The sequence below is a fragment of the Paenibacillus lautus genome, from assembly GCF_050482385.1.
Classification (GTDB): Bacteria; Bacillota; Bacilli; order Paenibacillales; family Paenibacillaceae; genus Paenibacillus_AQ; species Paenibacillus_AQ lautus_B.
In genome coordinates this window covers 141,642-154,821 of record NZ_JBCNHV010000003.1, presented here as the reverse complement: position 1 = coordinate 154,821, position 13,180 = coordinate 141,642, and the positions used below count along the sequence as shown (strand labels likewise).

Here is a 13,180-nt window from a genome sequence, read left to right as displayed (position 1 = left end):
ATACAATATGTTGCATAGTAGCAACAACAAGAAAAATGATCAGGAACAGCTAGCAGGAGGAGGCATGACAGTGAATCCAAGGCCATCCAGAGAAGAGTACTTTAACAATCCGGCTTCATTTGAGACAAAAATGGGATTGTGGATATACAAATCCGGTACGTACCCCTTTTTCACCGAAAAAGTCGGTCCCCGGTCCGTCGAATTTTATAGTATACATTTCGTTGCCAGCGGCAAGGTGCGGTTCGGATGGGACGGCAGCAGCGTCTCCCTCTCGGAAGGCGACCTCTTCTGCCTCTTCCCCGGCTCGGTCTATACGTATGTCAAGGACTGCGACGAGCCGTCTACCATGATCACCTGGACGGCCTTTATGGGCGAGTTGATGCCGTCCATATTGAAGCATGTCGATTTATGTCCGGAACGGCCCTATCGTCAAAATGCCTTCAGCGACGATGCCTTGGCTGTCATCAAGGACATTCAGCGATTGCTCCGGCAGCCCCAGCAGGACCATAGCCTTCAGCTGATGTCGCTGGGATTCCAGTTGATCCACAGCATCGATTCGAACCGGCACCAATCTCCTTCTTCGGCTGCATCCGACTGGCTCGAGTCCGTCCCCGGATATATGGGGCTTCATTGCACGGAGAGCCTGTCCGTGGAAGAGCTTGCCGCCTGGGCCGGCGTGCATCGCAGTCACTTCACCCGCGCGTTTACCCGCCGATACGGCATCTCTCCGTCCCGCTACATGCAGCAGTTGATCATGGAGAAAGCAACCCGCCTGTTATCTGCCGAGGGAACCAGCATCACGCACACTGCTTTATCCCTGGGCTATTCGGATTTATTTACGTTCTCCCGCGCCTTCACCCGGTATTTCGGCATGACGCCGAGCGCATTCGTGAAGTCGAACCGCCCATCATCAACGGCAAGTGAATAGCAAGAAACCGCCATGCGATAAACGATAAGAGTAGCGCCATTAGCGACCCTACATCAACGATAAGAGGCCATCCGATTAGGGATAGCCTCTAGTCTTTTTACATTATCTTTTTTTCGTTGCTATAAACGGTAGGAACCTACTCCTCCATCAGCTCCCACAGCTTGGTGAATGCCTCACCTTCCAATTGAAAGAACACAGGGGCATTGGCATATCGCACATACTGGCCGCCTTTAAACAGTCTTAACTGGACCTCCGTCCCGTCCTGCAGCTGGATATACAGAAATTTCTGCTCGCTAGGCCCGGTCTCGTAAATCCCTTGCTCAAACAAAGGTTCAGCCGCTATCGGCTTCGCTTCATATAAAGCCTCAACGAAAGCTTGCACCGCCGCATCGGCGGAAAGCTCGCGCAGCTTGTTATCGCCCATGTTCCAGCTGTCAAAATCCTGCCATTTAACCGAAGTCATGTTCCCCATCAGATTCAGCTTGCCGATGATATCCTCGCCCTTGGCCACCGTAATCCCGTTCAAGTGCTCATACAATTCGGCGTAGACTTCCCCGTCGTGCTCCATGTAGGACATAATTCTAAAATCGGCGTCATATCCCTTAACCGTGAAGATGTCCATTTCGCCGATCGTCGAAGCAAGCTCCGTATAATCATCGGAGGAGCTCCATTCCGTAATCCCCGATTTCGACCGTCCGAGCTTGTCGCCCCGTAGCTGCTTGGCGATGTCCGGCGTGATTTGCGTACCGGTTTGGGTGTAGATATTGCCCTGGTATACAACCAAACCGATCATGTCGGCTTTGACGTTGCTCTCGCCCGGAAGCTCGATTTTCGGAATGGTTACCGGATCGTGGCCAACCTTCGCGGTCGGCGGGGTATTCGCCCCAGTCCCTTGTTGAACCACCGGAATATCGCTGACCGCTGGCTCGTTCTCAAGATTCAATACCAGCGAAGTCACTACCACCAGCCCCAGCATAATGGCCGCGGTGACGCCGGCGACCCCCATTCGGCTCATTCTTGTCGTTTGACGCTGATTTTGTTTCAATCCTTTCATAATCCGCTCCTCCAATCCCTTATCAGGTTCTATTCGATCTATCAATGATTTGTAGTCATTCCGATTCATCAATCGTCCTCTCCTTCCAAGTCCATGCGCAGCAGCTTCCTGCCGCGCTGAAGACGCATCTTGACCGCAGACTCGTTAATCTGCAAAATCCCGGCGATTTCCTTAACGGAATAATCCTCGTAATAAAACAGATGGATGACCGACTTATACTTGAACGGCAAACTCATGACGTTATCCATCAGCGTCCGTTCCGACGGTTCGACAAAATAATCGTTCATATGCTCCATTTTGGTTACCCGCTTGCGCCACAGGCTCCCTTGCATGTTCTTGCAGTGGTTCGTAATCACCCGAATGAGCCAAGCTTTCTTATGCTCCTGGTCCCTGAAGTCGGGCGCTTTATATATCAGTTTAATGAACGTCTCCTGAATGGCTTCTTCGACATCCTGTTTGTTCCCAAGGTACACCATCGCTATTTTAAAAAGCATATCGCCATATAATTCATAGGTTTCCGTAATATCTCCGCCCGGCCGGAGCGAATCGATCTGCATCGCCTTTAGACCTCCTTTTACCCTTAACACAGTTATGGACGTGAATCGGTCACATTTTGTTTTTAAGTTTTTCGAGTCCCAAAAACACTCAGACCCGGCGTGCCCCCCTCTTTCTGTTAGGAGACGCTCCGTGTACGAATCGTTCCTCCCCTCGCTGTTGTCCCCAAATTTCTTGGAATGATTGTAAGCAAGGAAGAAATTCGGGGACAAAGGCGACCGCTGCCGCTTGTCCGGAATCGTTTCGTCCTCTCCGCTACCATGAGCAAGCATATCCTTTAGGCATATGAAGAGAACCACATCTGCACAAAATGGATGTGCGCCTATTTACGAAAGAAACGGTGTAACGAACCAAAAAAGCAAGAAATGGCGGTGCTAGGGATCATCCTTAGCACCGCCATTTCTATATTTTCCGCCTTCTGATCAATGAAAGTGTTCTTTAGCAGATTTGCTGTTGGACGCCCCCTTATGTTTATAACCAAGAGGCTAACCCAAAATGCATCCAGCCGCTATACAATATGTTTATTTGGCATACGTCAAATCCTGCATCATGCGATGGAGCACAGCGGCGCTTTCACCACGAGTGGCACTGGATTTAGGGTTGAAGCGATCCTTCTTGTCCCCGTTCAGAATATCAAGAGCCGCTAATTCATACACCGCTGTCTTGGACCAAACACCAATCAAGGACGCATCGGCAAAATGAGCTTTTGCCGCGCCGGCTTTGTTGTATCCGGCATACTCCAGCGCGTTGTACACCATCACCGCCATCTCTTCGCGGGTGATCGTCCGGTTCGGCTTAAAGGTGCCGTCCGTGTAGCCGGTAATGATGCCGGCATCAACGGCTGCATGGACCGCTCCGGCATACCAGTCAGATGACACTACATCCTGGAAGCTGCCTGACGCAGCGTCTGCAGAAAGGCCCAAAGTCCGAACGACAAGCGCTGCGAACTCGGCTCGAGTTACCGGATCGTTCGGATTAAAGGTCTGCTTTGTACGTCCGGTTACGATCATTTTGGCCGCGAGCGATTCAACGTCTGCCTTGGACCAATGCGTGGCGATGTCCTGGAACGTTACCGGGTTCTGCAACACCAGGTACGTGCTGTTGGCTCGGCTATAGATATCGATTCGTTGACCATTCACCTTGAATGGGACCGGCGTGTATTCATTGCTGTTTCCATCCACTCGAACAACCGCTAAGTCAGTCAAAGAATGCGATTTGTCGACATTCAGGGACCGCTTCACATACGATTGGAATGAACCAAGCGTGATGGTCTTTGCATTTCCGGACTTCGCTGTCACGGTGTAGCTCACGGCCTGCAGGGCATTATATCCTTTGGAAGCTGCTGATTTAAGAGCATCCGCATCCACTGCAAGCTGAATGACCAATTGAAGGCCGCTAATGTCCGAGCCGGTTTGCGCAGCCAGCGCTTGGAGATTGATCTCCCTCTTCGGAAGCTCATAGCTTCCGTAAGGCGTCGCTACCACCAGCACCTGCGCGCTTGTTTGATCAAGCCACGCACGCAGCGCTTCATTCTCGATGGTAACGGAAGAGGACTGGATCGGTTGCGTGCTTGTTACCTCCACGGTGACTTTTCCACCCGAAGGCTGTTTCAAGGCTTCCTTCATGGCCGCCCCGGTCACATTGCCTGTAGCCACACCGTTCTCCACCTTAACCGGTACCTTGATCTTGCCTGGTTCCGCCGGTGGCGTCGTACCAGGGGTGGAAGGATTCACGGGAGGTGTCGACGGTCCTGGAGCTCCTGGAGTTCCCGGGGTTCCTGGAGTTCCAGGGGTGCCCGGGTTCCCAGGGTTCCCCGGTTCAGGCTCTCCCGGCCCGCCCGGATCAGGTCCTCCTGGAAGCGGCGTTCCCTTCAAGTCCGTAATCCGTCCCTCGACGGCCGAAGTCCTGGCCGTAATGGTGCCCACTTTTTTCACATAATTTGAGAACACCTCATAATCAGGCTTATACAGCAGGTTCACTCGCCCTTCCAGATAAGCCTTTTCGAGCGAAGCATAGAAGTCACCGCCCTTAGCGGTAAATGCGTTTGTTGCCACTTCGTACGATTTATTCATATCGATCGGCTCATATCCGTTCTTGCCTTTGACCTCGATTCGAAGCACGCGAGATCCAACTGGCTTGGTGGAGTCATAGATAAACTTCATGCCCGCAATATGCGGGAAGCGCCCGTCCTGTGCCGGCGTCTTGGAAACCCCATTCTCCATCGCTTCTTTAATCTCGGCGCCCGTCAACGTGATCGTGACAAGATCATTGTTAAACGGAAGCACCGTCATCACGTCGCCCATCGTGATTTTGCCTGCCTCAATAGATTCGCGAATTCCGCCGCCGTTCTGCAAGGCGATGACCGCATTTGTTCCGGCTGCTTGCGCCGCATCCAACATGCCATCGGCAATCAGATTGCCGAGATTCGTTTCCTTCGTCCGCACGTCGGCACGAACGCCGTTCAGCTTCACTTCGGTCAAACCGACTTCCGTTTGTTTCAGTTCCTCCACGCCCGGCTTATATTTGGTGTTCAGAATTTGCAAGGCTTCGGGATCCGGTTGTACCACGTATTGGCCCGCACTATCTTTCTCGTCAACGGAAATGAGGTTGCTGTTCCACTCCTGCAGAATACCCTCGTCATCAAATACGACCTCAAGCTGACCCAAGAATTGGCCTTTTTCCCCTGTCTGCACGATCAGCTTCGGTTCGCTATCCGACCGATCCACGACCGCCTCATCCAGCTTGGTATGACTGTGGCCGCCCACGATGATGTCGATGCCTTCGACTTCCTTAGCAAGGTTAACGTCCACGTCATAACCGAGGTGCGACAGCACGACGATTTTGTTGATGCCTTCCTTCTGCAGCATCGCTACGGTGTCTTTTGCTTTTTGCACCGCATCATCGAAGGTGACGTCTCCAGGCGAAGCGATGTTCGCCGTGTCTTCGGTTGTAAGTCCAATGAGGCCAACCTGCTCCCCGCCTACCTCCATGATGATGGCTGGGTAGATGGTTGCATCCTTAGCATCCCGGGTCACTTCATTCTTGAATTTCTGGGTCAATAAAGCATCGGCCGAAAAATTCACGTTCGAGGAAACAAACGGGAATTCCGCATGCTCGATGAAATCGTTCAGCACCTCGGATCCTTTATCGAACTCATGGTTACCGAAGGTCATGGCATCATATCGAACCAGATTCATGAACTCCAGATCGGCAAGTCCCAAATATTGATTAAAATACAGCGTGCCGGAGAATACATCCCCTGCATCCACGAGCAGAGGATTGACCGCATTGGCTTTGGCTTCTTTAATTGCCGTCACCCGGCGCGCAATGTTATCCGGCGAACTTACGGTATCCAAATTGGCATGCGTGTCATTGGTATGCAAAATCGTCAGTGGGAAGCCGTTTACGGCCTCTCCCTTCAGGTCCATCTGGGCTACGACCGGATCATGATCCGATACGCGGCCCTTGGAAGCCGGGAAGTCGGCGTTCAGATGAACGACATCGGCTTGTGTAGAGCGGGTCAGATTCTTGCTGACCAAAATATGATCCAGCACCTGCGAGTTCCCGTCATACGTGTAGGTATACCGCTCCTCAAGCGGAAGCGTATCGATCAGATTGTCTAATTCGTTGCCTTTCAAAATGTTCGCCGTCTCGGTAAATTGGAAATCATTTAAATCTCCGAGAACGACGACGTTTGCATCAGGATTAGCGGACACAACGTCTTTCACGAACCCGTTCACGACCACTGCAATCTGATGACGCTGCGTTTCGCTGGAGAGAACCGGCGGCTGGGTATTGCCGAATGGTCCTTGGTCCCCGGATTTCGAGTTAAAATGATTCGCGATGACGATCACTTTCTCGCCCTGGAATTCAAACTGGGCGGCCAGAGGCTTACGCGATGCGTTGAATGCCGAATTCAGCGGATCAATCCGGCCCGGATTCAGGGTTAACTGATCCTTTGCCGCATCATACGCAACCGATTCCGTCGGCGCCCCCTTCTTGCCTTTTACACTGTCCGATAACTGGACACGATCGGCGTTATAGAGGAATCCGACCCGAATGTTCGCTCCAGGCGCTCCCCCATCGTTATTATTCACCGGATCAATATCGGTAAAGCTGTACGTGGGCCCTCCCGCTGCTTTGATGGCGTTAATCAAGGTCTGGTAACTTTGATCTGCCGCGGTAGTTCCGTTGTTCTGCTCTCCGTTGTTATCCTGTACTTCTACGAGACCAATAATATCCGGAGATTTGATATTGTTTACGATCGACTCCGCCAGCTTGTTGATTTTGGCGGAGTTTACGCCCGGATAAAAATTTTCAATATTATACGTCGCCACCCGCAGCTGTTCGGCATTCACGTCGATCGTGGATACCTCTTGTTTAAAAGAGCTGCTGTGGATTGCAGGCAACTCGCCTTTAGCTGGAATCACCTTGAAATTGCCACTGTTATAACCGATTACGCCGATCACATCATCGGCAAACGTATCGCCGGTACTTACTTCTTGCCCCGGATTGCCGTAAGCAATGATAAGACGCTGCGGGTTGAAGTTTCCTTGTTCTTTCAGAACGAGGCCGCCGGCAGGTGTAATCACGTCGGCAATGTCATTCTCGACTCGGGTTGCAATGTTGTAGGTTCCGCTGCTTGTCCAATAGGGACTAATGATCGTTGGCTGCGGAAGTCTGACCAGCATGCCCTCCAGGGACTCGTAGAAGTCGATGGCATCTTCGTCCGGTTCGAACGTGGTCATGCCGTCGTTATCGATAATGGCGGCAGGAATCGGGCGCCCGCCTTTACCTAAGGTAACCGGTTCAGGCAGCTGCTGTGCCTGATCAAGCTTCTTGAACGATTGCAGCTCGATTTGAGTGGAGCTCAGGTTGCTGGAGCTACCCTCGTTAAACTCGGCCACTTTTCCGGTTACGCTCACCAGATCCCCGATTTGAGGCCGGTTTGGATCCGTGGAATACACAAAAATAGCATCCGAGGTATTCGGATTGGAATCCGGCTTCGGATCCTGGATATAGAATCCCTTGATATTGCCGTTAGAGAACGTATAACCGTATTGGGTTACCACACCTTCAATACCGGTTATCGTCTGTCCTGTATACGGCGAAGTATGGTCCTCGCCTTGAATATCCGCGATGCGCGGCTGCTGAGTAGCTTTATAAGCAAATTCGTATACCTTGCTCACATCTGCACCCGAGACAACGATCGCTTTAATGGTCGTGTCACGGTCTATTTGAATCGGCGAGCTGTATAGTGTACTTGCTGTCGTAGGAACCGTTCCATCGAGTGTGTAATGTATGCTGGCCCCTTGCGTAGGGCTAGACAGCGTCACCGTTCCTCCGGTAATAATCGGCCCGGCACCGGGACTTGCGATCACGGAGAACATCTCTTCGATCAAGGCATCCTCGCCTAAAGGGATCAGCTCATAAATGTTTCCGAACTGCTTGACCACGCCCGTGACGCGGCTGAAGGTTTTCACCGTCTTCAGCTTGGACAATCCGGAGTAGATGATGAATACATGCCCGCCTTGCTCGGCCGTGTATTCGCCAGGCCTATTTTCAGATTTGATAGTCACATCATCCAGGGAGACTAGTCTTGCTTCATAAGTCTCCCCTGCAGCTGCGGATAGATCTGCTCCGGTAACTGGGAGAGCCTGCGGCACTCCGACCTGGTTCCCTGTCACGTCATGCGGCAGCAAGGCATGTGGTTTGATCTCCTGAAGATTGTTATAAATCTCCATCACGCCGGCCACGCTCACCCGGTCGCCAACGCCGGCATTAAGCGGGTAGTCATAGAGCACGATACCGGCCGTATCGTCTTGAATGTAGGTTTCTCTGCCTTCGATATGCGTAATGATGCCTTCCGTCCAGACATGCTCGCCTTTTGCCTTGCCGCGTGCTTCAGCGACGGACGTTTGCGTTAAAATATCGTATTGGAACGAGGATACCGGCCCATCCGGTAAGCCATCCTGGACTGCATAGGCATCCACTCGCGTAGGCTCGTTGATCTTAATCGGGCCATTGACAAGCTGAAATCCCGAATTTCCACTGGATAGATACACATCCGCATAGACGGAAGCGCCCACCGTAGGCGGATTCAGCGTAATCTCCGTTCCGGCAGGCCAGGCATTCGGTTCCGGAATGGCCGTCACTGCCCCCAAGCCCGTGCCAGGCGTGACCGGCGTAACGGGACTCGCACTGTTCCGGGGATTCGGCGTCATAACGGTAAAATCGACCGCATTGTTATCCGTGTCGCGGCCGCGGTCATTTTGACCAACGGTCAATTCATTGCGAATCGCAGCCGTACTGCTGGATAGAGCTCCTGTCGGACTCGTCTCAGATTCTGATGCCGATCCATAGCCAATGAGGTCGATACGACCGCCCACGGCGTTGACCAGATCTACTTTGCCGTTAGAACCGCTTAAGTTCAGTGTTCCTGTAGCATCAGCTGTCGGCAAAGAAGCACCTACCGAGCCGCCACTCTGTTGTTGGATTAAATAATAGGCATAAGGTTCTATGGTACCAGTTAAAGAGGTCGTGCCATTAAAAGTGCCTGCTGCGCTTGCATAACGTACCTTCCACCCTGTCAGGTCGACCGGACTTCCGGTCGGATTGAACAATTCGATAAAATCATGCGTATAAATGGCCCCGCTATTCCCGCCGCCGCCATATACCTGGCTGATCACAACCTGATCATGTTGGGGAGCAGCCTCAGCCACCTTCACGGAACTGAAAGGAACGATGATACTCAGGAGCATGACGATAGCCATAAACATACTTAGCTGCTTTTGGCACCTATGTAATCGAATGCGCATTCAGGTTTTCACTCCTCTATTCTATTAAATTATTTAACCTTATTTACTATATATACCAGATATGTTTTAGCAGTTCTAACCTAAAGTATGCTAGATGTAAAAAAACCTCCGATAGACCTAACCCTAAAGGGGCATAGGCATATCAGAGGTTCTAGATGTGTTACATCGACTTGCGCAATCCGTTACCGTTTACCTGAATCGAACGGCTCCCCTACGGCTTTTGGCGCATTCGAGGATTTGGAGAAAATCACGAGTGCGATCAGCGTGACAACATAAGGGAAAATCTTGAGAACGACCGGCGGGATTACCGCCAATGACGGGATGACCTGCGATACGTTGGCTACCGTTGTGGCAAATCCGAAGAACAAGGTGGCCAGCAGGATACCGAGCGGCTTCCATTGTCCGAAAATCAGGGACGCCAGCGCCAGAAACCCTAGTCCTGCAACGTTCCCTGTAAATTCACCGGAATACGTCAACAGAATGATTGCTCCACCGAGTCCGGAAAAAGCACCCGAGATCATGACGCCGACATACCGCATGGACTGTACCTTAATACCTGCTGCTTCCGCCGCATGCGGGTGTTCGCCGCAGGAACGGAGACGCAAACCAAACGGAGTACGGTACAATACAAAACCACTAGCCAACAGCAAGGCCAGTACAAGCCATGTTGTGATATACGTTTTGGTGAAGAATAAGTCCCCGATGATCGGAATTTTGGACAATCCCGGAAAATCAAACGGTTTGAACCCGCTCGTGATGCTGATCTTACCGCTACCCGTAATGTTACGGGCAAGGAAAATCGTCAGTGCACCCGCGATCATATTGATCGCCGTACCGCTTATAATCTGGTTGGCACTGAGGTTGATGCTGGCAAAAGCGTGCAATAGCGAGAACAACGCACTCGCTGCCGCTGCTGCCAATAGTCCTACCCATAATACCCACCAATGGCCGGGCCATTGGGCCTGCATTTTGAATATGACAAAGGCTCCGATGAAAGAACCGACAATCATCAAGCCGTCCAGGCCGATATTGACGACCCCGCTTCGTTCACTGAACAGCGCGCCCAAGGCGGTAATCAAAAGCGGGATCGTGTAAGCGATGGCATACGGAAAAATCTGTTCAATCGTTGTCCACATATGTCCTTACTCCCCCTGCTTTTTATTAGCCGCACGACGCAGCTTCATTTTACGGTATAGTCGTTCGATCAAGATGCTGGTTGCCGCAAAATAGATAATGATGGCGATAATCGAATCGGCGATTTCCGGCGGAATCTCCGTCATGGCATTCATAAACCCTCTGCCCGAGTAGAGAATTCCGAAGAACAAAGCCGACACCAATACACCGATAGGTGCATTGATTCCGAGCAGAGCTACGGCAATCCCGTCAAATCCCTGGCTCGGCAAAATGCCGATCTGCATGCTGGAGGCATTCCCCGTATACTGTGCAACACCCGCGAGGCCCGCGAGGCCGCCGGAGATGAACATGGACAGCACGATACTGCGTTTGACAGCGATACCCGCATATTCGGAAGCATGCCGGTTGAATCCGACCGCCTTCAATTCATATCCGAGCGTTGTTTTGTTAATAAGGAAAGCGACGACCAGAACAGCAATGACCGCGATAAAAAAGCCCAGATTGACATAAGAACCTTGGAACATATCGCTGAGCCACTGCTGATGCAGCATGGCCTCCGGCGGAAGCTGGCGCGATTCCGTCTCCAGGCTCGCCCCTTTGAAATAACCCGGAATGACATAATAAACGGTCCAGTAGGCAGTCCAGTTCATCATGATCGTGGATACGACCTCATGCACGTTATATTTAGCCTTCAGGAAACCTGGGACAACCGCCCATAGCGCACCGCCGATAAATCCGACCAGTACCATAACCAACAGGAGCAGAGCCCGCGGCAGGTCCAGCGAGAGGCCAACAGCCGTCGCGCAAAAGCCACCGAACAGCATCTGGCCTGCAGCACCGATATTAAACAGTCCGGTACGGAAGGCAAAGGCCACGGACAAACCGGTCAAAATAAGCGGAGTCGCCGTCGCCAGCGTATTTCCGATCCTCTCCGGGTTCTTGAGTCCACCCTGGATGAGATACTTATACCCTTCTACCGGATTATGTCCAGTCAGCGCCATAAGCAGTGCCCCCGCGATGAGTCCGAACAGGACGGCAAGCAACGATTTTACGCTGTTATTCATGTGGTGCCTCCTCTTTTTGATACCCGGCCATCATCAGTCCGAGCTCTCTTTCGTTCGTTTCGGAGGTTTTAACGATACCTACCAGTTCACCGTTATTGATAACGGCAATGCGGTCTGACAAGTTCAGCACTTCATCAAGCTCCAGGGAAACCAGCAGAACGGCTTTCCCCTTGTCGCGTTGTTCGATCAGACGCCGGTGAATATATTCAATCGAGCCTACGTCAAGGCCCCGAGTCGGCTGGACGGCAATAAGCAGATCCGGATCGCGCTCTACCTCGCGGCCGATGATCGCTTTTTGCTGGTTACCGCCGGACATCGAACGCACGATCGACCGGCCGCCCGTTCCGGAACGCACATCAAAGCTCTGAATGATATGCTCCGCATGCTTGCGGATCGCTGCCGGCTGCAGCAGCCCGTTCTTGGAATACGGTGGGCGGTTATACACCTCAAGGATCAAATTCTCTTCAATCGTATAATCCAGTACGAGGCCCCTCTTTTGGCGGTCCTCTGGAATATGGCCGATTCCGCTTTCATTTCGTTGACGGACAGATAGACCGTTGAGCGTTTTTCCATTCAAGCTCACCGTTCCGCTCTCCGCCTGCCGAAGTCCGGTAATGGCTTCGATCAGTTCCGATTGACCGTTGCCATCCACGCCTGCAATGCCCACAATCTCCCCGGCATGCAGTTCCAGGCTAAAGCCTTTGAGCGCATCGACTTTCTTGCTGTTCTTTACCGTAAGCGATTTAATCTCGAGAACGGTCTTGCCCGGGTGACTCTCCTGCTTGTCCACCTTAAAGGAAACGCTGCGGCCCACCATCATTTCGGCCATTGCCTCGCGGCTCGTGTCTGCCACTTCGACGGTGCCAATCGTCTTTCCACGGCGGATGACGGTGCATCGGTCCGCAACCGCTTTAATTTCTTTCAATTTGTGGGTGATCAGAATGATGGATTTACCTTCATTGACCAGGTTTTTCATAATGCCCTGCAGATCTTCGATTTCCTGAGGGGTCAGCACGGCGGTCGGCTCGTCGAATATAAGCACTTCCGCGTCGCGATATAGCATTTTGAGAATTTCCACTCTCTGCTGCATCCCCACCGAGATATCCTCGATTTTGGCATAAGGGTCCACGTTGAGACCGTACCGTTTAGACAGCTCCTCAACCCGTTTGGCAGCCGATCTCACATCCAAACCGAAGAAGTACTTGCGCGTCTCGCTGCCCAGAATAATATTCTCGGTCACGGTAAACGGCTCGACCAATTTAAAATGCTGATGCACCATCCCGATTCCGAGTTTGTTTGCGACATTCGGATTCGAGATCCGCACGTCCTTGCCGTTGACTTTGATGACGCCACGGTCAGGCTGATACATGCCAAACAGGATACTCATCAGGGTGGACTTGCCTGCCCCGTTCTCACCGAGCAGCGCATGAATCTCGCCTTTTTTCAGCCTAATCGTGATATCGTCATTGGCCACGATCCCGGGAAATTCCTTGCGGATGCCCACCATCTCGACAACATAGTCCATGGTTTTGGGTCCTCTCCTTCTTTTGTGTTGATATCTTCTTGTGCCTATATTGCTTTAAAAAAACGCGGATCGACTCACTTCCAAACAGCCAGAACGCAGTTA

7 protein-coding genes are annotated in these 13,180 nt (G+C 52.0%); 1 reads left to right on the top strand and 6 read right to left on the bottom strand.

Features of this window, described 5'->3' with window-relative positions:
* Nucleotides 1-64: 64 nt before the first annotated feature.
* A complete protein-coding gene (locus tag ABEW73_RS06180; protein WP_430162508.1) occupies nucleotides 65-928 on the top strand; it encodes an AraC family transcriptional regulator in 864 nt (287 codons plus the stop codon).
* Nucleotides 929-1,064: 136 nt separating this feature from the next.
* Here the strand turns inward: ABEW73_RS06180 and ABEW73_RS06175 are convergent, their stop codons facing one another.
* The 6 genes from ABEW73_RS06175 to ABEW73_RS06150 form a co-directional block, all read right to left on the bottom strand.
* Nucleotides 1,065-1,982: a hypothetical protein gene (locus tag ABEW73_RS06175; protein ID WP_430162506.1), complete on the bottom strand. Its 918-nt coding sequence runs from the start codon at nucleotides 1,980-1,982 to the stop codon at nucleotides 1,065-1,067.
* A gap of 68 nt (nucleotides 1,983-2,050) precedes the next feature.
* Nucleotides 2,051-2,539: an RNA polymerase sigma factor gene (locus ABEW73_RS06170; RefSeq protein ID WP_009593946.1), complete on the bottom strand. Its 489-nt coding sequence runs from the start codon at nucleotides 2,537-2,539 to the stop codon at nucleotides 2,051-2,053.
* A gap of 519 nt (nucleotides 2,540-3,058) precedes the next feature.
* Nucleotides 3,059-9,355 carry a 5'-nucleotidase C-terminal domain-containing protein gene (locus ABEW73_RS06165; RefSeq protein ID WP_430162504.1) on the bottom strand — a complete coding sequence of 2,099 codons (6,297 nt, stop codon included), beginning with the start codon at nucleotides 9,353-9,355 and terminating at the stop codon, nucleotides 3,059-3,061.
* Nucleotides 9,356-9,537: 182 nt separating this feature from the next.
* The gene (locus ABEW73_RS06160; RefSeq protein ID WP_430162502.1) at nucleotides 9,538-10,491 is read right to left on the bottom strand and encodes an ABC transporter permease; all 954 of its coding nucleotides are present in this window, start codon (nucleotides 10,489-10,491) and stop codon (nucleotides 9,538-9,540) included.
* Nucleotides 10,492-10,497: 6 nt separating this feature from the next.
* On the bottom strand, nucleotides 10,498-11,553 hold the full coding sequence (locus ABEW73_RS06155) for an ABC transporter permease (RefSeq protein ID WP_076322523.1): 1,056 nt from the start codon (nucleotides 11,551-11,553) through the stop codon (nucleotides 10,498-10,500).
* Nucleotides 11,546-13,078, bottom strand: coding sequence for an ABC transporter ATP-binding protein (locus ABEW73_RS06150; protein WP_430162499.1), 1,533 nt, complete (start codon nucleotides 13,076-13,078; stop codon nucleotides 11,546-11,548). Before ABEW73_RS06150 ends, ABEW73_RS06155 begins: the two co-directional genes overlap by 8 nt.
* Between the last annotated feature and the right edge of the window lie 102 nt (nucleotides 13,079-13,180).

What these genes read in the sequence shown, in the direction of transcription:
- ABEW73_RS06160 (WP_430162502.1), bottom strand. Translation starts at nt 10,491, where the DNA reads ATGTGGACAACGATTGAACAGATTTTTCCGTATGCCATCGCTTACACG.
- ABEW73_RS06180 (WP_430162508.1), top strand. Translation starts at nt 65, where the DNA reads ATGACAGTGAATCCAAGGCCATCCAGAGAAGAGTACTTTAACAATCCG.
- ABEW73_RS06165 (WP_430162504.1), bottom strand. Translation starts at nt 9,355, where the DNA reads ATGCGCATTCGATTACATAGGTGCCAAAAGCAGCTAAGTATGTTTATG.
- ABEW73_RS06175 (WP_430162506.1), bottom strand. Translation starts at nt 1,982, where the DNA reads ATGAAAGGATTGAAACAAAATCAGCGTCAAACGACAAGAATGAGCCGA.
- ABEW73_RS06155 (WP_076322523.1), bottom strand. Translation starts at nt 11,553, where the DNA reads ATGAATAACAGCGTAAAATCGTTGCTTGCCGTCCTGTTCGGACTCATC.
- ABEW73_RS06150 (WP_430162499.1), bottom strand. Translation starts at nt 13,078, where the DNA reads ATGGACTATGTTGTCGAGATGGTGGGCATCCGCAAGGAATTTCCCGGG.
- ABEW73_RS06170 (WP_009593946.1), bottom strand. Translation starts at nt 2,539, where the DNA reads ATGCAGATCGATTCGCTCCGGCCGGGCGGAGATATTACGGAAACCTAT.